The sequence below is a fragment of the Streptomyces sp. NPDC087310 genome, from assembly GCF_044744405.1.
Classification (GTDB): domain Bacteria; phylum Actinomycetota; class Actinomycetes; order Streptomycetales; family Streptomycetaceae; genus Streptomyces.
The window spans coordinates 654,168-675,305 of sequence record NZ_JBIUYF010000002.1 but is presented as its reverse complement, the minus strand read 5'-3'; the positions used below and the strand labels follow the sequence as shown (position 1 = coordinate 675,305).

General features: G+C 72.7%; 16 protein-coding genes and 1 pseudogene. 7 read left to right on the top strand and 10 right to left on the bottom strand.

The window, feature by feature from the left end; translation table 11 throughout:
- Positions 1 to 60: 60 nt before the first annotated feature.
- A pseudogene (locus tag ACIO3P_RS08755) lies at positions 61 to 2,448 on the bottom strand (GTPase-associated protein 1-related protein); the annotation flags it as partial.
- A gap of 135 nt (positions 2,449 to 2,583) precedes the next feature.
- Entirely contained in the window at positions 2,584 to 3,012 is a 429-nt protein-coding gene (locus ACIO3P_RS08750) for a VOC family protein (RefSeq protein ID WP_329822028.1), read from the bottom strand.
- A gap of 229 nt (positions 3,013 to 3,241) precedes the next feature.
- Here ACIO3P_RS08750 and ACIO3P_RS08745 point away from each other — a divergent pair, with 229 nt between their 5' ends.
- The 3 genes from ACIO3P_RS08745 to ACIO3P_RS08735 all read left to right on the top strand — a co-directional run bounded on the left by ACIO3P_RS08745 (position 3,242) and on the right by ACIO3P_RS08735 (position 6,477).
- Positions 3,242 to 4,216: a hypothetical protein gene (locus ACIO3P_RS08745; protein ID WP_329822027.1), complete on the top strand. Its 975-nt coding sequence runs from the start codon at positions 3,242 to 3,244 to the stop codon at positions 4,214 to 4,216.
- Between the two features lie 82 nt (positions 4,217 to 4,298).
- Entirely contained in the window at positions 4,299 to 5,438 is a 1,140-nt protein-coding gene (locus tag ACIO3P_RS08740) for an aminopeptidase P family protein (RefSeq protein ID WP_329822026.1), read from the top strand.
- A gap of 199 nt (positions 5,439 to 5,637) precedes the next feature.
- The gene (locus ACIO3P_RS08735) at positions 5,638 to 6,477 is read left to right on the top strand and encodes a class I SAM-dependent methyltransferase (protein ID WP_401848411.1); all 840 of its coding nucleotides are present in this window, start codon (positions 5,638 to 5,640) and stop codon (positions 6,475 to 6,477) included.
- On the opposite strand, the gene treZ is transcribed toward ACIO3P_RS08735, so the two are convergent.
- A complete protein-coding gene (gene treZ, locus ACIO3P_RS08730) occupies positions 6,451 to 8,259 on the bottom strand; it encodes a malto-oligosyltrehalose trehalohydrolase (RefSeq protein WP_401848413.1) in 1,809 nt (602 codons plus the stop codon). The two genes, ACIO3P_RS08735 and treZ, sit on opposite strands and share 27 nt — an antisense overlap.
- Before the next feature lie 302 nt (positions 8,260 to 8,561).
- Here treZ and ACIO3P_RS08725 point away from each other — a divergent pair, with 302 nt between their 5' ends.
- Positions 8,562 to 9,110 carry a DUF1707 and FHA domain-containing protein gene (locus ACIO3P_RS08725; RefSeq protein WP_329822024.1) on the top strand — a complete coding sequence of 183 codons (549 nt, stop codon included), beginning with the start codon at positions 8,562 to 8,564 and terminating at the stop codon, positions 9,108 to 9,110.
- A gap of 153 nt (positions 9,111 to 9,263) precedes the next feature.
- Here ACIO3P_RS08725 and ACIO3P_RS08720 read toward each other — a convergent pair whose 3' ends face one another.
- From ACIO3P_RS08720 to ACIO3P_RS08705, 4 genes are all read right to left on the bottom strand, one after another.
- On the bottom strand, positions 9,264 to 10,328 hold the full coding sequence (locus ACIO3P_RS08720; RefSeq protein ID WP_401785479.1) for a lytic polysaccharide monooxygenase: 1,065 nt from the start codon (positions 10,326 to 10,328) through the stop codon (positions 9,264 to 9,266).
- Positions 10,329 to 10,564: 236 nt separating this feature from the next.
- The gene (locus ACIO3P_RS08715; RefSeq protein WP_401848414.1) at positions 10,565 to 11,437 is read right to left on the bottom strand and encodes a haloalkane dehalogenase; all 873 of its coding nucleotides are present in this window, start codon (positions 11,435 to 11,437) and stop codon (positions 10,565 to 10,567) included.
- 83 nt (positions 11,438 to 11,520) lie between these two features.
- Positions 11,521 to 11,925, bottom strand: a complete 405-nt coding sequence (locus ACIO3P_RS08710) for a pyridoxamine 5'-phosphate oxidase family protein (RefSeq protein ID WP_401848415.1) — start codon at positions 11,923 to 11,925, stop codon at positions 11,521 to 11,523.
- Positions 11,922 to 12,125 (bottom strand): hypothetical protein, encoded by a 204-nt coding sequence (locus ACIO3P_RS08705; RefSeq protein WP_401785487.1) that lies wholly within the window; start codon positions 12,123 to 12,125, stop codon positions 11,922 to 11,924. Before ACIO3P_RS08705 ends, ACIO3P_RS08710 begins: the two co-directional genes overlap by 4 nt.
- 76 nt (positions 12,126 to 12,201) lie before the next feature.
- Between ACIO3P_RS08705 and ACIO3P_RS08700 the strand changes: the two genes are divergently transcribed.
- Complete coding sequence (locus tag ACIO3P_RS08700; protein WP_401848417.1) at positions 12,202 to 12,870, top strand: TetR/AcrR family transcriptional regulator; 669 nt, start codon at positions 12,202 to 12,204, stop codon at positions 12,868 to 12,870.
- A gap of 47 nt (positions 12,871 to 12,917) precedes the next feature.
- Positions 12,918 to 13,883 (top strand): phosphotransferase family protein, encoded by a 966-nt coding sequence (locus ACIO3P_RS08695; RefSeq protein WP_401848419.1) that lies wholly within the window; start codon positions 12,918 to 12,920, stop codon positions 13,881 to 13,883.
- Between the two features lie 214 nt (positions 13,884 to 14,097).
- Here the strand turns inward: ACIO3P_RS08695 and treY are convergent, their stop codons facing one another.
- The 3 genes from treY to glgX all read right to left on the bottom strand — a co-directional run bounded on the left by treY (position 14,098) and on the right by glgX (position 19,502).
- A complete protein-coding gene (gene treY / locus ACIO3P_RS08690) occupies positions 14,098 to 16,440 on the bottom strand; it encodes a malto-oligosyltrehalose synthase (protein ID WP_329822057.1) in 2,343 nt (780 codons plus the stop codon).
- A 34-nt stretch (positions 16,441 to 16,474) separates the two neighbouring features.
- Positions 16,475 to 17,296: a GNAT family N-acetyltransferase gene (locus ACIO3P_RS08685; RefSeq protein WP_401848421.1), complete on the bottom strand. Its 822-nt coding sequence runs from the start codon at positions 17,294 to 17,296 to the stop codon at positions 16,475 to 16,477.
- An 85-nt stretch (positions 17,297 to 17,381) separates the two neighbouring features.
- Positions 17,382 to 19,502: a glycogen debranching protein GlgX gene (gene glgX / locus ACIO3P_RS08680; protein ID WP_329822012.1), complete on the bottom strand. Its 2,121-nt coding sequence runs from the start codon at positions 19,500 to 19,502 to the stop codon at positions 17,382 to 17,384.
- Between the two features lie 375 nt (positions 19,503 to 19,877).
- Between glgX and ACIO3P_RS08675 the strand changes: the two genes are divergently transcribed.
- Positions 19,878 to 21,110, top strand: coding sequence for an SAV2148 family HEPN domain-containing protein (locus tag ACIO3P_RS08675; RefSeq protein ID WP_329822010.1), 1,233 nt, complete (start codon positions 19,878 to 19,880; stop codon positions 21,108 to 21,110).
- Positions 21,111 to 21,138 lie beyond the last annotated feature (28 nt).

Below are 21,138 nucleotides of genomic sequence, written 5' to 3'. Positions count from 1 at the left end.
GGCCCCCTCCTGTTCGAGATGGTGCTCGACGGCGGCGACGTCCGCGTCGGGGAGGGCGCGGACCGCCGGGCGCAGGACCTTGTCGCGGAGCGCCGTACGCGTCGTGTCCCACGCGGCGCTCGCGCCCGGCAGCGAGCTCCACGCGACGAAGCAGTGTGCCGCGTACGCGGGGGACGTACGCAGCCGGTCCGCCACGCGGGGCTCCTGGGCCGCCGCGGCGTACGCCGTGAGCAGCGCGGGCTCGCCGCAGTGGATCAGTGTGTACAGCTCGCCCTCCGGCCTCTCCTCCGAGAGCAGTTGACGGCCCAGGGTGGCGAACAGCCGGTCCAGCAGGGTCGGTTCCACCGGCTCGGCGTCGGCCCGCAGGGACAACGCCCGCTCCGTCCACGGCGGTTCGGCCCGGCCCGAGCCGAGCTCGCGGAGGAAGTCGAGGAGCAGCAGCGCACCCCGTACGCGCGGCTCCAGCCTGTCGGGGAAGCAGCGCAGCAGATCGTGCGCGAGGTCCGGGGCGTCCGGGTCGTCGGCGGGGCTGTCGAGCGCCGCCCGGACGAGCGTGGTCCACGTGCCCGCCGCGCGGTGCGCGTCCGAACCCGTCTCGCCGAGCAGCCGCCCCGCCTCGCCCGCGGTCGGCGCGCCGCCGCCCCACACCAGCCGTACCGCCGTACGCAGCACGAGCGGATCGGTGAACGCCGAGACGCCGCAGGCCCGTAGCGCGGCGTGCAGCGCGCTCAGACCGTCCCCGTCGGCCTGCCGCGTCCAGGGCGCGCCCGCGCACATCCGCAGATGCGGCAGCGTCTGCACCCCGCCGAGGGGGAGGTCGACCGTGCCCAGCAGCCGGGTGGCGGCGGCGGGATCGTCGGCGGCGTGCGCGTCGAGGGCGCCGAGCAGCGCGGTACGCAGCTCGAAGTGGTCCTCCAGCACGGTACGTACGGCCGGGACGCGGGCCGTCTCCGGATCGGTGGAGAGGGCGCGCACCAGGTGGGCGGCGAGGCCCGGAAGCAGCTCCGTACAGTCCACGCCGAGGATGGCGGCGACGCGCAGCAACTCCACCGGACGGGCGATGTCCGGCCCCGTGTCGTCGGCGATGCCCGCGAGGAGGCCGGGGGCCAGCTCGTCGGCGAGCCGCCGCTTCAGCTCCTCGGGGAGCGCCGACAACTCCGCCTCGGGGAGCGGCTCCTGGGGTACGCGGTCCATCCGTACGGCCGTGGTCAGCACGAGCGCGCCGAGTACGCCGAGCGTGGCCGCCGTACGGCCGCCGTCCCGCCCCGTCGGCCGCGCCAGGGTGTCGAGTGCCGTGAACAGCCGCGCCAGGGCGGCGCATTCGGCCTCCGTACGGTGGTCCTCGGCCGGGGCGGCGAGCGCTTCGACAAGCCGGTGCAGCCGCCCGGGGGACAGCTCGCGCGCGTGCCGGCCCGCCCAAGTAGCTGCCTCCGTACGGCCTTCCGGGCCCAGGGTGAGGTCCGCGCAGAGCGCGGCGAAGGCGAGCGCGCCGGGGGAGAGGGCGCCGCCCGGCAGCGCCGCCGCCTCCGTGAACACCTCGGGGGCCCTGCCGAGCCAGACGCGCGCGGCGATCTCGCCCCAGACGTACGCGGCGTACCGGGGCGACGCGGACGGGGGAGGACCCGTCGGAGCGGGGGCGCGGCCGGTGCAGTCGAGGACCCGGAGGCGCTGATCCGGCTCGGTCCATTCCCGTACACCGTCCGGGAGTACGCCGACGATCCGCTGGGTGGCCTCGCGCGGCCGGCGGGTGTACGTGGTGAACGTCAGCGGCTCGGCGTGCTCGCGCGGCAGGGCGGCGCAGGCCAGCGCGATCCACTGGGCGACATCGGCGCTGCTCCGCTCGACGAGGACGATCCGCGCGGAGGTGCCGGTGCCGGTGTTGCTGTCGGTGTCGGTACCGATGCCGGTGTCGGTGTTGGTCTGTTCCCGCAGCCCGGCGAAGAACCGCGCGAGCCACGGGGCGCGCGCGGCGGCGAACCCGACCAGCACGTCCCGGCCGAGGAGCCCCAGCGGGGGCAGCTCCTCCAGCGGCGCCGGGGTCCCGCTCTCCGGCGCGGAGGTGGCCCAACGCACCGAGTTCCAGGCCGATATGGGCAGTCCGCCGCCGGGCAGCCCGGCGTCCCGGGGCAACAGGACCGCATGGGTGTGGGAGCCGCCCGTGCCGGTGGCCGTTCCCGTGCCCGTGCCGGTGGCCGTCATGGTGCCGACCGTACGGGCCAGGAGCCGGCTGCCGTCGGAGAGCACGCTGTGGCTGAACGCCTGTGGCAGGGAGGCGGGTTCGGCGTCGGTGGGGTGCGGCGGGGCGCCCTCGGGCGGCTCGTACCCGATCAGCCGCTCCACCTCGTCCAGCAGCGACCGGGGTATGCCCGGGGTGACGGCGACGAAGCCGGAGCCCGGCCCGTCCGGGCCCGGTGGGGCCGAGGTGTAGTGCAACTGCGCCAGGCCCATGGGCCGGCCCCCTTCGTTCCTGGCTGGTCCGGCCCGCACCCGCCGTGAACCCGGGGAGGGCGCGCCGGATTTCGGCAGCACGAAGGTACCGCCCCGCGAAGGCCCGCGCGCACCGGCCCCACGACCGCGCCGGGCCTACGCGGGCTGGAGCAGGTCCCAGAGGTTTCCGTACAGGTCCTCGAAGACCGCGACCGTTCCGTACGGCTCGTGGCGGGTCTCCCGCACGAAGCGGACACCGGCGGCGGTCATGCGGGCGTGGTCGCGGGCGAAGTCGTCGGTGTACAGGAAGAAGCCGACCCGGCCGCCCGTCTGCGCGCCGATGCTCGCGCGCTGGGCGTCGTCCTTGGCACGCGCCAGCAGCAGACCGGTCCCGGCCGCGCCGGTGGTCCCGCCGGTGGTTCCGTCGGTGGTTCCGTCGAGCGCGCGCGGGCCGACCACGACCCAGCGGGAGCCGTCGCCGCGGTCGGTGTCCTCGACCAGTTCGAAGCCGAGGGCCTCCGTGTAGTGGGCGATGGCCTTGTCGTAGTCGTCGACGACAAGAGTGACCAGAGCGATATGGGACATAGGGTGAAGTTATACGTATGATCAGGCTCGGGGCAAGGCGGTGCGAGAAGCCCCCGTACCGCGCCTGCCTCGTTGTCACACCCGAGGACTAGCATCGGAAGTCCGAGATCACCCGGGATCCGTCCCGGGATCCATCGGGGCCCCTGGCGGTCACCGGGCTCCCCCGCGTTTTCCGGGGGAGCGGGCGGGACGGTGACGACGCGGGGCGGACACGGGCGGAGGCGATGGTGTGGGGCTGTTCCGGCGAGGGCCGAGGCGTGACGGACGTGACACGCCCCGGGACCCCGCGTTCTCGTTCTTCTCGGTGGACGAGGCCGCGCTCTTCCGCGGCCAGGTCCGTGAGGCGTTCGCCGAGCACGGACTGGAGGTCACGCTCTACGCGGACATGGTGACCGACAGCGCCGGCCGCCAGTTCGGCCTGGGCAACCTCGCCGCCGTCTGCCACAACGACGACCGCGGGCCCCGGGTCTGGGGCGATCTCGCCCGCAGACACGCGGGCATGGTGCTGCGCACCATGGACGGCCCCTCCGCGCTCGACACCCTGTCGCCCGAGCAGATCCGCGCCCAGCTCTACCCCCGGGTGATCAGCGAGGACGGCCTCGACGCCCAGACGTTCGGGTACGCGCGCTCGGTCGCCCCCGGGCTCTACGAAGTGCTCGCGCTCGATCTGCCGGAGAGCGTCATGATGCTCACCGACGAGGCGCTGGAGCCGCTGGGCGAGGTCAGGGACCTCCGCGAGCGGGCGCTGCGCAATCTGCGCGAGCTGCCCGTCGAGGGGCGCGAGACCGTCAAGGACAAGGGCGCCGACGGGATGCGGTTCGAGGTGATCCTCGGCGACTCCTTCTACACGGCCAGCCGCGTCCTCGCCCTGGAGACGGTCGTACGGCAGGTCACCGGCGAGCGGATACCGCCGGACGGGGCGCTCGTCGCGCTCCCGTTCCGGCACCAGCTCGCCTTCCATGTCATCCGTGACCTGACGATGATCCCGTCGCTGAACGCGATGGCGTCCTTCGCCGCCTCCGGGTACGAGGACACCCCCGGCGCCATCAGCCCGTACGTCTACTGGTGGCGCGGCGGTACGCTCACGCAGCTCAGCGAGGCGGACGACGACGGCGAGGGGCTGCGGATCGTCGTCGGTGACGACTTCCAGGAGCTGCTGGAACGGCTGGACCCGGACGGGCGGATGCCACCGGGAGTGGAGTAGGCCCTCTCGTGCGGATCCCGCCGGGCCCGCGTGCCCGCGGTGACCTCAGCCCGCCCGCACGGACACCGAAGAAGGAGACCGTATGACCCTCGCCCCGCCGCCCGTCGTCCCGCCGCCCTTCACCGCGGACGACTACCGTGCCCGGATGGCCCGCGCCGCCGAGTCCGCGGCCGACGCCGGTCTCGCTGGCCTGCTCGTCGCCCCTGGGCCCGACCTCGTCCATCTCACCGGCTACCGGCCGACCGCCGACACCGAGCGGCTCACCCTGCTCGTCGTCGCCGCGGGCCGGGACCCCGTCCTCGTGGTGCCCGCCCTGGAGGCGCCGGACGCCGCACGCGCCGCCGGGGCGCCCGCGCTCACCCTGCGCGACTGGACGGACGGCACGGACCCGTACGGCGTGACGGCCCCGCTGCTGGACCCGGCGGGCCGGTTCGGCGTCAGCGACAACGCCTGGGCGATGCATCTGCTCGCGCTCCAGCGGACGCTGCCCGGCACCTCGTACGTCGCGCTGACCGAGGGGCTGCCGATGCTGCGCGCCGTCAAGGACGCGCGGGAGCTGGAGCGGATCGGGGCGGCGGGCGCGGCGGCCGACGCCGCGTACGACGACATCCTGAAGGTCCGGTTCGCCGGACGCCGGGAGACGGACGTGGCCGCCGATCTCGCCCGCCTCCTGCGGGAGCACGGCCACTCCCAGGTCGACTTCACCGTCGTCGGATCGGGCCCCAACGGCGCGGATCCGCACCACGAGGCCGACGAGCGGGTCATCGAGCGGGGCGACATGGTCGTCCTCGACTTCGGCGGGCTCAAGTACGGGTACGGCTCCGACACCACCCGGACCGTCCATGTCGGCGAGCCGACCGCCGAGGAGCGGCGCGTGCACGACGTCGTACGCGCGGCGCAGCAGGCCGGGTTCGAGGCGGTACGCCCCGGGGCCGCCTGCCAGGAGGTCGACCGGGCCGCCCGCGCGGTCATCGCGGACGCCGGGTACGGCGCGTACTTCATCCACCGCACCGGCCACGGCATCGGCGTCACGACCCATGAGCCGCCGTACATGATCGAGGGCGAGGAGCGGCCGATGGTGCCGGGCATGTGCTTCTCGGTCGAGCCCGGTGTCTATCTGCCGGGGCGCTTCGGGGTCAGGATCGAGGACATCGTCACGGTCACGGAGGACGGCGGCCGCCGGCTCAACAACACCCCGCGCGAGATGGCGATCGTCGAGTAGGCGCGAAGGGGCCCCTGGCAGGGATCGGCGGGGGTGCGGAGGCTGTTCCACGGGCGGGCGGGGGCACGGGGTTCCCCTCTCCCCGTTCGCCCGCGCAGCCCCCGCGCACGCCGCGCCCGCGTCCCGTGCGAAACCGGGGGTGACCTGGCCTTTCCCGGTCTCCGGTGGCACCGTACCCCCCATGAGGGAAGGGGAGTTGATGGACCGGGACACACGCACGACCGAGGATGTGCTGAGGCTGCTGGACGGCCTGTTCGCGCCGGAGGCCGACCGCTGGACGGCCGAAGCGGCCACCTGGTGGGACGGCTTCTACGCCGACCGCTCCAAGCGGGTGCCGTTCTTCGTGGCGAAGCCGGACGAGAGCCTGGTCTCGTACCTCGACCGGGGCCTGGTCGCACCGGGCCGCGCGCTCGACCTGGGATGCGGCCCGGGCCGTAACGCGCTGTATCTCGCCTCCCGGGGCTTCCGGGTGGACGCTGTCGACCTCTCCCCGGCGGCCCTCGACTGGGCGCGGGAGCGCGCCCGCGACGCCGGTGCCGACCTCCGCTTCCACCTCGGCGACGCCTTCGCCCTCGACCCGGCGGAACTGGGCGGCCCGTACGACCTGATCCAGGACTCGGGCTGCTTCCACCACCTGCCGCCCCACCGGCGGATCAGCTACCTCGCCCTCGTCGACCGCGTGCTCGCCCCCGGGGGCCGTCTCGCCCTCACCTGCTTCGCCGCCGGGGAGGCGGGCATGGGCTCCGAACTCCCCGACGCGGCCTTCTACGGCCGACCGGGCCGGTCCGACGGAACCGAAGGAACCGACGGAACCGGCGGAATCGACGGAACCGGCGGAACCGACCGGCCCGGCCTCCACGGCGGTCTCGCGTACACGCCGGACTCCCTGCGCCGGATCTTCTCCGGCCTCACGGAGATCGAGGTGCGCCGCATGAACGACGAGCCGCCCGAGTCGCCCCGCTTCGGGGAACCCTTCCTGTGGACGGCCCTGTTCCACCGGGCCGGGGCCGGTTCAGCCGTCGGTCAGGATCACGCATGACTCCGGCGGCATCCGCAGCACCCCGTCCGCCCCCGGCGCCGCCACCGGCTCCCACGCCGCCAGTACCCGGCCGGAGCTGTCCGTGGACAGGCCGTCCAGCGGGATCTCCACGCCCCGCGCGGAGAGGTTCACCGCGATCCGCAGATCGCCCCTGCGGTACGCCAGCCAGCGCGCCCCCTCGTCGTACGCGACCCGCACCGCCGCCAGGTCCGGATCGGCCAGATCCGGCTGGGCGTGGCGCAGCGCGATCAGTTCGCGGTACCAGGCCAGCAGACGCGCGTGCGGCTCGCGTGCCTGCTCCGAGCGGTCCAGGCACGAGCGTTCGCGCGTCGCCGGGTCCTGCGGGTCCGGGATCTCCTCCGCCGCCCAGCCGTGCGCGGCGAACTCCCGGCGCCTGCCGCTGCGTACGGCCTCCGCGAGCACCGGATCGGGGTGGTCGGTGAAGAACTGCCAGGGCGTGGTCGCGCCCCACTCCTCGCCCATGAAGAGCATCGGGGTGTGCGGCCCGGTCAGCACGAGGGTGGCCGCGCAGGCGAGCAGCCCGGGGGAGAGGGTGGCCGAGAGCCGGTCGCCGAGCGCCCGGTTGCCGATCTGGTCATGGGTCTGGGCGTAACCGAGGAAGCGGTGCGCGGGCGTCCTCGTACGGTCGACGGGGCGGCCGTGCGTACGGCCGCGGAAGGTCGAGTACGTACCGTCGTGGAAGAAGGCGTGCGTCAGCGTCTTGGCCAGCGCGGCCAGTGGCTCGCGGGCGAAGTCGGCGTAGTAGCCCTGGGATTCGCCGGTGAGCGTGGTGTGCAGGGCGTGGTGGAAGTCGTCGTTCCACTGGGCGTGCAGTCCGAGGCCGCCCTGCGCGCGGGGCGTGGTGGTGCGGGGGTCCCCGAGGTCGGACTCGGCGATCAGGAACAGCGGACGGCCCAGGTCGGCGGAGAGCGCGTCGACGGCCGTGGACAGCTCTTCGAGGAAGGTCAGTGCGCGGTGGTCGGCCAGCGCGTGCACGGCGTCCAGCCGCAGCCCGTCGAGCCGGAAGTCCCGCAGCCAGGCCAGGGCGCTCTCCCGCAGATACGCGCGGACCTCGTCCGAGCCGGGGGCGTCGAGGTTGACGGCGGCGCCCCACGGGGTGTGGTGGGTGTCGGTGAAGTACGGGCCGAACGCGGGCAGATGGTTGCCCGCCGGGCCCAGATGGTTGTGAACGACGTCGAGGACGACCCCGAGGCCCAGCCGGTGCGCCGCGTCGACAAATCGCTTGAGCGCCTCGGGGCCGCCGTACGGCTCGTGCACCGCCCACAGCGACACCCCCTCGTACCCCCACCCGTGGGTCCCGGGGAAGGGACACACCGGCATCAGCTCGACATGGGTGATCCCCAGCTCGGCCAGGGGCGCGAGCCGCGCCGCCGCCGCGTCGAAGGTGCCCTCACGGGTGAAGGTGCCGATGTGCAGCTCGTACAGGACCGCGCCGGGCAGCGGCCGGCCCGGCCAGGGGACGCGCCAGTCGTACGCGGCCTGGTCGACGACGGCGCTGCGGCCGTCGGGGCCCTCCGGCTGGCGGCGCGAGCGCGGATCGGGCCGTACGGGGCCGCCGTCGAGCGCGAAGCCGTAGCGCGCCCCGTCGGCCGGGGCGGGAGCCGTCTCGGCGGTCCACCAGCCGGGTCTGCCCTGGTCACGCTCCATGGGGAGGACGACGGGGCTCGCCCCGCCGCGGCGGTCGGGTCCGTCGCGGCCCGTCCCCTCCAGATGGAGATCGACCCGCTCCTGCGCCTTCGGTGCCCACACCTCGAACTGCACGGGTGGCTCCCCCTTGTCGTCGGCACTGTCCCTCTGACGGTGACACCTCTCATGGTGGCAAGGGAGAGGGCCGGGGGCTCGGTGATCACGGTGATTCGGGTGGCCGTGGCGCGGACGGGAGGGGGGAAGCGTGTTGACGGAAACGGCGGGTGGCGGAGGGAGGAACCCCGGACCGTACCGCGAGGAACCCCGGACCGTACCGCGAAGAACGCCGGACCGTACCGCGAAGAACGCCGGACCGCTTGCACGGGAACACCGGACCGTCTGGACACGTCAGGGCCGCCGGAAGGACAATCACGTCTGTGACGTCCTCCTTCGAGTCCCCCGCGTACCCCGTGCGGCTCTCCGACGCCGAGCGCGACCGTGTCCTCGCGGTACTCAGGGAAGGCATGGCGCAGGGAAAGCTGTCGCACGACACCTTTCTGCGCCGGACGGACCTGGCGCTCGCCGCCCGCGGGGCCGACGAGCTGAAGCCGCTCGTCGTGGATCTGGAGACCGAAGCCCGCTGGTCCCGTGGGCTGTTCGCCGCGGTCGGCCGGATCTCCGCGTTCTCGCACCGGCTGGGCAGGGCGTGGCAGGCCGAGCGGCTGCCGAAACTGCTGCTGCCGCAGCCGGGCCCGTATCCGCTGCGGATCGGCCGCGACCCGGTCAACGGGCTGCGGCTCAGCCATGACACGGTCTCGCGGCTGCACGCGGAGCTGAGCAGGCAGGGCGAGCGGTGGGTGCTGCGCGACCTCGGCTCGACGAACGGCACGACCGTCAACGGACGGCGCGTCACCTCGACGGTCGTCGTACGGGACGGGGACATGGTGACGTTCGGTCAGATGAGCTTCCGGCTCGCCGTCGACTGAGCGGTGCCGGGCGGCCGTCGAGCGGCCGTCGAGCGGTCCCGGCCCGCCGCCCGGTGTGGGGGGTGTGACGGCGGGCCGGGTGCTGTCCGGCGTCCGGGTGGGGGCCGGGCCGGAGTGTGCGGGTGCGCCTGTGGTGACGCGGGCGCGCCCTGGTCAGTGCACGGTGCAGGGCGCTGTGGTGGCGGTGTCCGGTGGTCCGCCGGTGGCGACGTAGTTGAAGGTGGTGGAGGCGCCGGCCGCCAGCGATCCGTTCCAGTCGACGTTGTGGACCATCACCTCCTGGCCGCCGTAGGTGGCGTTGCCGTTCCAGAGGCTGTCGACCTTCTGGCCGGTCGGCAGGGTGAACTCGACCATCCAGCCCAGGATCGGGTTGGCGCCGGTGTTCTTGACGGTGACCTCGGCCTGGTAGCCGCCCGACCACGAGTTGGTGGTCTTCCGGGTGGCGGTGCAGGTGGCCGTCGGGTCGGTCGGCGGGTCCGTCGGGCTGCCCGCCTCACCGACGCCGGTCACCTCGCCGTTGCCGCCGTCGAAGACCACGTCCGAGCAACTGTAGAAGGTCTCGTTGCTGTCCGAGCGCTGCCACACCATGTAGATGATGTGCCGGCCGCTCTTGCCGCCGGGCAGCCTGCCGGTCCACTTGTAGGCGCCCTCCACGGTGCCGACGCTGCCGGTGACCTGCGGGTGGTCGACGGTCATGAACGGGGTGGACTCCAGGTCGTCCCAGGTGAAGGTCTTCGTGGGGTCGAAGCCGTCCTTGGTGACGTACACGTAGAACCAACCGGGGTGCGCGGCCCACGCGTTGTACGAGAAGTCGAGGGACGCGCCCGAGGTCAGGTGGGTGAGCGGCCAGTCGCTGCGTGACTTGTTGAAGCCGTTGAAGGTGGTGTTGCCACCGCTGCACAACTGGCCGTCGGGGATGAAGCCCTTGGTCCGCCCGGCGCCGTCCGAGCGCAGCACGGAGAACCAGTTGTAGAGCGGGGTGGTGCCGCTCTCCGCGACCGCGGCCTTGCACGCGGGGTTGACGGGCTTGATCTCACCCGTGCTGGTGAGACCGTCCCGCCAGCACATGAAGGTACGGCTGGCGGGCTTCATGGGGGTGCCGTGGGCGGACGAGGGCTGACTGTCCGTCACGACCAGCAGCAGGGCGGGGAGTACGGCGAGAAGGGCGAGGAGTACGGCTCTGCGGGGGTGTAACAGCCACAGTGGGGGGCGTTTCATCATGCGGGTCCCTTCGGCATGATCATGACAAGTGAGCGAGTGGCGTAAATGGGAGCGCTCCCATTTCTCGGAACGTAGCGCGGCTCGGTCCCTCTGTAAACGCCGTGAACCGAACTTCCGGTAACCGGCCCGGCGGACCGGGGCGGCGGACCGGCCCGGCAGCGGCAGTCCGGCCGGTCGCCCGCGGGACGGTCGGTCGCCCGCGGGACGATCGGCACCCTCGTGATCGAGGACGCCTACGGGCGCACCAGCCCATGGCGGTCGGCCCAGGCGTTGATCGCCGCGGCCAGTTCCTCGGGGCGGTCCTCCGGGGAGTGGTGGCCGGCGAGGCCGTGGCGGGAGATCTCCAGGCCGGCGATGTTCTCCTCGCACCAGGCCACCGCCCTCCGGTCGGTCATCGCGCCCGGGCCCGGCTCGAACGCGGCGAGCAGCTTGGGGACTTCGGGGCTGGCGGCCAGCCAGGCGGCGTAGTGCCCGACGCGGGCCACGATGTCGGCGGGCTCGGCGTCCAGCGGCATCATGCGCGTCCACGCCAGTATCGGGCGGCGACTGTGCGGGGTCGGGAAGGGGCGGCGGTAGACATCCAGATCGGCAGGGTCGAGCGGGGTGGCGAGCGTGTCCGGGAGTCCTTCGATGAACAGGGACTTCTCCAGGATCATCTCCTCGCCCACCCCGGGGGTGCGCAGCATGGCGAACAACTCCCGCCCGGCCGCCGGGAATTCATCGCCGACCAGCGGCTTGACGATGGTCTCGGTGAAGGCGAGGCCGCGGACGCGGCCCGGGAGGCGGGCGGCGCGGTCGAAGGCGAGCGCGCCGCCCCAGTCGTGGCCGACGAGGACGGCCTCGGCAAGGCCGAGGGCGTCGAACCAGGCGTCGAGATAGCGGGCGTGGTCGTCGAAGGAGTAGGCGAGGTCGGGCTTGCCGGAGTCGCCCATGCCGATGAGATCGGGGGCCAGGAGCCGGCGCCCGGGCGCGGCCACACCCGGCAGGACGTTCCGCCAGAGGTGGGAGGAGGTGGGGTTGCCGTGGAGGAAGACGAACGGCAGCCCGTCGGGGTCGCCGGACTCGCGGTGGTACAGGGTGGAGCCGAGGACGGGAGTGGTGGGCATGGCGGTGTCACTTCGCTTTCAGGACGGGAATTCAGGGGGTTCAGGGGGTTCAGGGATTCCGGGGGGTTAAGGGGTTCAGGGATTCAGAGGTTGAGGCCCAGGACACGGTCGACGGCGATCTCGACGACGACCAGGTCCGGAGGGGTGGGCGGGGCCGCGCGGTAGCGGAGGGTGTAGCGGCGGACGGCCTCGGCCAGGCGCGCGGGATCGTCGGTGACGGTGGCCCGGCCTTCGAGGGTGGCCCAGCGGAAGCCGTCCGCCTGGCAGAGCGCGACTCGGGCCGTAGGACCGCCCGCCACCACGTTCCGGGCCTTGCGCGCTGCCGCCCGGGTGGTCACCCGGGCCAGGCCGGTGGCCGTCTCGAAGGTGAAGCGGACGGGGGTGACGTGCGGGGTGCCGTCGGGGCGGAGCGTGGTCAGGGTGGCTGTACGGGGGCCGGTGAGGAACGCCCCTGTGGCGGAGTGGAGTTCGACGGTCACCCGGCTCATTTCCTCCGCACGCCCTTGTTCCGGATCAGCTTGGCGATGTCCGGCTTCACGGCCGTGGTGATGACACCCATGGCCGTACGGACGTACCGCCGCTCCTCCGGATCGCCGCAGCGTGCTCGCACCTCGTGGCCGGCGGCGAGGGCTTGGTCGGTGAGGTGGCGGCCGGTCGGTCCATCGGCACCGAGGACTGCGATAGGCATGGCGTCGGGTTGTCCCTTCGTGTGGTCACCGGAATGCCCTTGACTGTGCCGATCACGAAAAGCAGGCTCAACGCTGATGAATAACGCCGCTCCCGCCCCCGCCCGCACCCGAGGCCGCCCCCGCGGCAATCCGCCGACCCGCGAGTCGATCGTCTCGGCGGCCCGGACGCTGTTCCTGGAGCGCGGCTACCGGGGCACCACTGTGCGCGCGGTGGCCGGGGCCGCCGGGGTCGACCCGGCGCTGATCGCGTACCACTTCGGTTCGAAGAAGGGCCTGTTCGCGGACGTGATGCAGTTCCAGTGCGCCCATGCGCTGACGGTGGACGACGTCCTCGGCGGCGACCCGGCCACCCTCCCCGAGCGTCTGATCGACGCGGTGACGGACCTGTGGGAGGACGCCGACTTCGTACAGCTCACCACCCGGGGCGGGGAGGCTGCCGAGGCGATCCGCGAATACCTGGAATGCGAGCTGCTGGCCCGGCTTGTTGAATTTCTCGGCGGCCGGGACGCGACCGCCCGCGCCACGGCCGTGGTGACGATCCTCGGCGGCCTCATATACACCCGCTACCTCAACCCCCTCCCTACCCCCGCCGCCCTCACTCCGTCCGAGACCCGCCACACCCTCGCCCCGGCGCTGCGCGCGGCACTGACCCGGCGGCCGGGCACCGCGGTAACCATCGAGCGCGGGCCGTCGGGGCTCACCGGTCTCCGGTCGAGGCGGGACGGCGACGGGGTGGCACGGTGACCGACCGCGATGACGGGGCGGCTGTCCGGCCGTTGACCCTGGATTGGGTGAGCCGGCATCTGGAGGCCGGTGAACGGATCGTCAGGACCGAGGCGCTGCACGGCGGTATCACCGCCGAAATGCGGCGGCTGACCATCCGTACGCGGGACGGGGGCACCCGTGACCTGGTGCTGCGGACCTTCGTCGACGTGGAGCACGCCGAGGACGGGCTGAACAGGGAGGCCGGCGCTCTGATCCTGCTCACGGGGACCGACGGGACCAGTGGGGTCGATGGGGCTGATGGTGCCGGTGAGTTCAGTGGGACCGGTGGGGCCCGCGTGCCGGCTCCTGGGCTGGTCGCGGTCGATCCGACCGCCGCGCGGTGCGAATATCCGTCGCTCCTCATGACCCACCTGCCGGGCCGGACGGTCCTCGACGACGAGGGAGTGGCGACGCGCGTCCCCCTGCTGGCCCGTCAACTCGTGGCGATCCACGCGGTGCGACCCGCCGTGCGGCCCCCGGAGTACGTGGCGTGGACGACCGCCGACACCGTCGTGACCCCGCAGGGCGCCGACGCGGCGGCATGGGCCGCGGCGATCGACGTGATCCGCGAGCCCGCGCCGCCCTATGAGGGGCGGTTCCTGCACCGGGACTTCCACCCCGGCAACGTGCTGTTCGACATGGAGCACCCGGATCCGGCGGGGGCCCGGATCACCGGCGTCGTCGACTGGCCAGCGGCCTCCTGGGGCCCGGCGGACCTCGATGTCGCGCACTGCTCCACCAACCTCGCGCTGCTGCACGGCCCGGCGTGGGGGCCGCGGTTCGCTGAGGCGTACGAGGAGGCCGGCGGGGTACTGGCGGCGACCGCGAGCGAACGGCTGTACTGGCGGGTGCGGGACGCGCTGGCGTTCTCGGAAGACGTGCGGCTGGTGGCGCGTTCATGGCGGGAGACAGGGAGGACGGAGCTGACGGCGCGAGCCGTGGAGGAGCGGCTGGACGCCTATGTCACCGCCCTGATGGCCGCACCGGGCTGAGCCGAGGCGATCCGGGGTGGTCCGAGGCGATCCGGGGGGTCCGGGGCGCGGCCCCGGCGGCGAACCGCCCGTGCCGGTGCTCCACCTCGACGCGCACCGCGGCATCGCCCGCCGTGACCACACCCGTGACCACGGCCGTGCCCCCCCGTGACCACTCCCCGTGATCGGTGACAGCCCCCTGGCAGCACCCTGAGAGCTGCCCCGCCGGTCCCCCTCAGTCCGTCGTCAGCAGGGCCACCGGGAACTGGTCGAGCAGCTCGGCGAGCCGTACCATCCCCGACACCTCACGCCCCGTCAGCACATCCCGCCACTGTCCCGGTGGCAGCGGCAGCTCCGTCGTACGCCAGCCGCCGGCCCGCTCCAGACCGTACGGAAGCCGCGTCGCGACCGTGACCGTGGCGCCGGTGCGGGCGAAGGCCAGCGCGTGTGCGGCGGCCGGGCCCACCGCGTGCAGCGGGGTGTACGTGCCGGACTCGCCGAAGACCTCGGGCCGCTCCCGGCGCAGCCGCAGCGCCGCCGTCGTGACCACCGTACGGTCGTCGGGCGGCCCGGTCCTGAACGGCCGCCGGTTGTCCGGGTCCACCAGCGCCAGGTACTCGCGCTCCGTGCCCTGGTAGAGGTCGGGCACCCCCGGCATGGTGAGGTGCACCAGCGCCGCGCCCAGCGCGCTCGCCCGTACGTACGGCGCCAGGGCGCGGTTGAACGCCGTGACCGTACGCCGCGCGGGGCCCGCGGGGCCCGCCTCGACGAACGCGGCCACCGCCTGCTCGTACAGCGGCTCCGGCTCCGTCCAGCTCGTCCGCAGCCCCGCCTCCCGTACCGACTTCAGCAGCGCGGGCACCATCCGCGCCCCGTCCGGCGGGGTCCCGTCCACGGCCGGGGTGAAGCCCACCGCCGTCTGCCACGCCTGCCACGCCACCTGCGGGTCCGGCGCCGCCACCCCCGCCACCTGCTCCAGCAACTGGTCCCACCGCTCGGGGCACTCGGCCAGGATCGCGATCCCGGCCCGTACGTCCGCGCTGCGCTTGGTGTCGTGCGTGGTCAGTACGGTGCCGGTGGACGGCCAGTCGCGCGCGAGGCGCAGGCAGTACGCGTGGAACCGCTCCGGGCTCACCGCAGGGCTGCCCGGGTCGCCGCCCACCTCGTTCGCCGAGATCAGCGGCACGTACCGGTAGAACGCCGTGTCCTCCAGCGACTTGGCGCGCAGCGCGGACGCGGTCTGCGCGAACCGCGCGCAGAACACCGCCTGGTCCTCGCCCGTACCGAGCCGGCCGAGCGCCAGCTCCCGCACCACGTCCACGACGGTCGCCTCCCGCTCCACCGCGAACGCCGTCTTCGCCTGCCGGACCGCCTCCTCGGAGACCGCGGCCTCGGCCGCCTCCGGGCAGGGCCCGCCCGCCGTCGTGTACGGGCGGTAGACCGGCACCCGGACCAGCAGCTCCCGGATCGCCGTGCGCAGCGCCCAGGGCGCGTGATCGCGCAGCGCGGGGTCGGCGGCGCAGACGCGTCCCGCCGTACGGACGAGGAAGGCGGTCTCGGCGGCCAGTTCGTGGAAGACCACCTTGTAGGCCGCGCGCCGGGCCGTACCGTTCCAGTAGCCGCCCCGGTCACCGGCCGGGCCCGCGACGTCCCGGTAGCGCTGCTCCAGGACCTCGGCGCCCGCCCCGTCGGTGAACACCCCGTCGATGTGGCGCAGCGCGTCGTAGCCGGTGGTGCCCGCGACGGCCCAGCCGGCGGGCAGCACCTCGTCGTCGGCGAGGATCTTCTCCACCACCGTCCAGCAGCCGCCGGTCGCCTCGTTCAGCCGGCGCAGATACTCCTCCGGATCGGCGAGCCCGTCCGGGTGGTCGACGCGCAGCCCCTCGACGACGCCGTCCCGTACCAGCTCGACGATCTTGGCGTGGGTGGCGGCGAAGACCTCCGGGTCCTCCACCCGTACCCCGATCAGCTCCGGGATGGTGAAGAACCGGCGGTAGTTCAGCTCGGTGCGGGCCAGCCGCCACCACGCGAGCCGGTAGTGCTGGGCGTCGAGCAGCTCGGGCAGCGGCAGTTCCTCGCTCCCGGCGGCGAGCGGGAAGCGCTGCTCGCCGTGGTGGAGCATGCCGTCCTCGACGCGCAGCGCCCCCGCCGCCAGCTCGTCGCCGACCGGGCCCGGCAGCACCGGCAGCAGCACCTTGCCGTCGCCCGCCGCCCAGTCGATGTCGAACCAGCGGGCGTACGGCGACCCGGGGCCCTCCCGCAGCACCTCCCACAGGGCGCGGTTGTGGACGGGCGCCGCGGCCATGTGGTTGGGGACGATGTCCAGCACGATCCCGAGGCCGTGCTCGCGGGCGGTGGCGGCCAGGCGCCGCAGCTCCTCCTCGCCGCCCAGCTCGGCCCGTACGGCGGAGTGGTCGACCACGTCGTAGCCGTGCGCGGAACCCGGCACGGCCTCCAGCACCGGTGACAGGTGCAGATGCGAGACCCCGAGCGCGGCGAGATACGGCACGGCCCTCCGGGCGGCCGAGAACGGGAATTCCGGCTGGAGCTGGAGCCGGTAGGTCGCAGTGGGCGTCATACGGTCGTACGTACCCCGCTTCTCGACTTCTGTGTCATGGGAGTGACTCATGTTCCACCTCCACCGTAGGGCCTGTTGCCCATGGTGTGTGAACGTATGGCGTGGTCGTGCTCAGGACGGTGAAACCGAGGCGCTCCAGAATGGGACGGCTCATGTCCGTCGCGTCGACCTGGAGGTAGGGGTAGCCGCGGGCGGCGGCGATCCGGGCCCGGTAGGTGACGAGCGCGCGGTAGATGCCCTTGCCGCGCCACTCCTCCGTTGTACCGCCGCCCCACAGACCGGCGAACCGCTTGCCGGGTGGCAGTTCCAGCCGCGCCGCGCTCACCGGTACGTCGCCCGCCACGGCGACGACCGCGGAGACCGTGTCGGGGAACTCGGTGAGTTGGCCGAGGAGCTGCTGAGCGATGCGGCTGCCGTCCGTGCCGAACGCCTGATCGTGCACGTCCGCCATGAGGGCGACACCGGCCGCGTCGGTCACGGGGACCAGCCGGACGCCCTCCGGTGGCTCGGCGTCGTCGAGCAGATCTTTGACCTCGGCGACCATGAGCGCCTCTGTGGGCTCGGCGACGAACCCCGCCGCGAGCAGCAGCCTCCCGAGACCGGCGGGAGCGTCATGGCTGTAGAGCTTCCACTCGGACTCCAGGCCGAGCCCGGTGAAGTGCGCCACCTGCTCCGCGATCGCCGCCGGGGCCGAGTTCTCGTCCAGGTCCGACCAGAGGACCCCGTTCCAGTCGTGCGGGCCGCCGCTGCGGCGCACCACGTTTCCCACCCGCTCCGGCGACGCGCGCGAACCGTCGGCTCCCGCATGGAGTCGCATGTCCCGGTCGAACGCCTTCAGTACGGTTTCCTTGTCCATCCGGGCACTGGATCACCGGCGGGGCGGCGCGGCAACCGGATTTCCCGGCCGGCCGCGCCGCGTACGCCCTCCCGCCGACGAGGCCCTACGCCGGGCGCATCAGCACCGTCATGCTGCGGCCGATCATCTTGAGCCGCTCGCCGCCGTCGACCTTCTCGCCCTGCCCCCGCACCACACCCTCCGGGCGGGCCGTGTCCACCATGACCTGCCACTGCCGCCCGTGGTTCACCGGCACCCTGAACTCCAGCTCCTCCGCGCTCGCGTTGAACATCAGCAGGAACGAGTCGTCCGAGATCCGCTCCCCGCGCGGCCCCGGCTCCGAGATCGCGTGGCCGTTGAGGAAGACCGTCATCGCCTTGGCGTGCGCCGCCTGCCAGTCCTGCTGGGTCATCTCCTCACCCTCAGGGGTGAACCAGGAGATGTCCGACAGGTCGTCGTGCGTGCCCTCCACCGGACGTCCGTGGAAGAAGCGCCTGCGCCGGAAGACCGGATGGTCCCGGCGCAGCCACACCATCGCCTGGGTGAAGGCCAGCATCGTCCGGTCGGTCTCCGCGCCCGGCTCCGGCCAGCGGACCCAGGAGACCTCGTTGTCCTGGCAGTACGCGTTGTTGTTGCCGCCCTGCGTACGGGCGAACTCGTCGCCGTGGCTGAGCATCGGCACGCCCTGCGAGAGCATCAGCGTCGCGATGAAGTTGCGCATCTGGCGGTTGCGCAGCTCCACGATCTCCGGTTCGTCGCTCTCGCCCTCCGCCCCGCAGTTCCAGGACCGGTTGTGGCTCTCGCCGTCCCGGTTGGACTCGCCGTTGGCCTCGTTGTGCTTGTCGTTGTACGAGACGAGGTCGTGCAGGGTGAAGCCGTCGTGGCAGGTGGTGAAGTTGATGGAGGCCAGCGGGCGCCGCCCGTCGTCCTGGTACAGGTCGGACGAACCGGTCAGCCGGGACGCGAACTCGGCGAGGGTCCTGGGCTCGCCGCGCCAGAGGTCCCGTACGGTGTCGCGGTACTTCCCGTTCCACTCGGTCCACAGCGGCGGGAAGTTCCCCACCTGGTAGCCGCCCTCGCCCACGTCCCACGGCTCGGCGATCAGCTTCACCTGGCTGACCACCGGGTCCTGCTGGACGAGGTCGAAGAACGACGACAGCCGGTCCACCTCGTGGAACTGGCGGGCCAGGGTCGCCGCGAGGTCGAAGCGGAAGCCGTCGACGTGCATCTCGGTCACCCAGTACCGCAGCGAGTCCATGATGAGCTGAAGGACGTGCGGGCTGCGCATCAGCAGCGAGTTCCCGGTGCCCGTCGTGTCCGTGTAGTAGCGCTGGTCCTCGGAGAGCCGGTAGTACTGCGCGTTGTCCAGGCCGCGGAAGGAGAGCGTCGGGCCGAGATGGCTGCCCTCGGCCGTGTGGTTGTAGACGACGTCGAGGATGACCTCGATCCCGGCCTGGTGCAGCGCCCGTACGGCCTGCTTGAACTCCAGGACCTGTTCGCCCCGGTCGCCCCACGACGCGTAGGCGTTGTGCGGGGCGAAGAAGCCGATGGTGTTGTAGCCCCAGTAATTGGCGAGCCCGGCGTCCGCCAGCCGGTGGTCGTTGACGAACTGGTGCACCGGCATCAGCTCCAGCGCCGTGACCCCCAGCTCGGTCAGGTGCTCGATCACCGCCGGATGGGCGAGCCCGGCGTAGGTGCCGCGCAGCTCCTCGGGAAGCTCCGGATGGAGCATCGTCAGGCCCTTCACATGGGCCTCGTAGAGCACGGTGCGGTGGTAGTCGGTCCGCGGACGGCGGTCGTCGCCCCAGTCGAAGTACGGATTGACGACGACCGAGGACATCGTGTGGGGGGCGGAGTCCATGTCGTTGCGCGAGTCCGGCTTGCCGAAGTGATAGCCGTACACCGACTCACCCCACTCGACGGAGCCGCTGATCGCACGCGCGTACGGGTCGAGGAGCAGCTTGGCGGAGTTGCAGCGGTGTCCGCGCTCCGGCTCGTACGGCCCGTGGACCCGGAAGCCGTAGCGCTGACCAGGCATGATGCCGGGCAGATAGGCATGGCGCACAAAGGCGTCGGTCTCGCGGAGCTCCACCGCCGTTTCTGATCCGTCGTCGTGCAGCAGGCACAACTCGATCCGGTGCGCGACCTCGGAGTAGACCGCGAAGTTCGTACCGGCGCCGTCGTACGTGGCGCCGAGGGGATATGTCTGTCCCGGCCAGACCTGCATAGATAGGACTCTTCCATTTCTGATCCGGGTGGTGCGGGCTGTTGAGCCAGATCTTCCCCGAAAGTAGGGCAACCACCTAGGAACCCGCAGCGTTCTTGGCGCTTCTTGCCCGGAGGGTCAACCGCGTGCACCGCGCCGTCCCCCGGACCGGTCACGGTGCTCAGCGGCCCCACCGGACCCCTCCCGCCCCGCCGGTGCGCGGCGAAGATCGGGCGCAATCGTGATGAACCATCTCACTCCGGTAGAAGTCACCACCAGGAACAAGCCTCACGAACAAGGGAGTTGAGAAAGGAGCCTGTGCATCCTGCTGCACCTGGTCCGGTCGGCGGAGTACCCTTCCTTGATCGTTGAAAAGGGAGAGAAGGCGGTGCGCGGGTGAGCTCGGGAGGGCTGGAGCTGCCCCCAGGTGACGCAGGTCATGCGGGGGAATCCGGCGACATCCCGCCCGGAGTGGTCTCCCTCGCGCGACCGATGGAGATCGGGGCGGAACTGGACTGGGGCGCGGACGCCTGGAGCGAGGTCCGTACGCGCGCACAGCGGGCCGGGCGGGCCTACATCTGGCTGAATCTGGTGGAGCAGCGGCTGCGCGCGGTCGTCGCCGCGGTCCTGCGGCCCATCTACGAGCCCGTGCACGGCGAGGAGTGGGTGGTCGCCGCCGCCGGACCGGCGGGGCAGGAGTGGGTGCAGCGCGCCGTCGCCGTACGGGAGGTGTCCCGGCGCAAGGGCTATCTCCTCGACCCGGCCGACGACAACGTGCTGAGCTTCCTCACCCTTCCGCAGCTCAGAGAGCTGATGGTGCAGCACTGGCCCTGCTTCGAGCCGTACTTCGACGACCGCCGCGACGTGGAGCTGGCGCTCGACGAGCTGGAGGTCGCGCGGAACGTCGTCTCCCGCAACCGGGCGCTCTCCGAGACGGTCCTCGCCCAGGCGGAGCGGGCCTCCGCCAGGCTGCTGGAGATCCTCGGCGGCGGCAGCGGCATACCGTCCTCGCAGCGGCTGCGCGTCGACGCGGTCGAGGACCTGGTCGGCGACCGGTACGGGGACGTCGTCTCCGTCCACTCCGACCGGGTCAGGCTCCAGCGCCAGCTCCCCGCGGAGGACCTGTTCGGCGGCGCCCGGCGGCTCGACGCCATCGGCATCGGCCTCAACCTCCTCGTCCAGAACTTCTCCGGACGCCGGCTCATCCGGCTCGCCGAGTCCGGCTGCCGGACGCGGCTGGTCTTCCTCAACCCGGCGAGCAGCGCGGTCAAACGCCGCGAGCGCGAGCTGGGGCTGCGCAAGGGGGAACTGAGCCGTTCGGTGGAGATGAACATCCTCCACATGCGCCGGGTGCGCTCCAAGCTGCGCGACCCGGGCGCCTTCGAGATCCACGTCTTCGACGAGACCCCGCGCTTCACCGCGTACCTCGTGGACGGGGACGGCTCCGACGGCCTGGCCGTCGTCCAGTCGTACCTGCGCCGCGCCCGCGGCATGGAGGCCCCGGTCCTCGTACTGCGGGGCGGCGGGCGTGAGGTCGTCCGGGCAGGGCAGGACACGGAGACCGGACTCTTCCAGACCTACCGCGAGGAGTTCGAGTCGGTCTGGACGGACTCCCGGCCGGTCTCCTGAACCGGGGCGTTGTCAGTGGCCCGTGGCA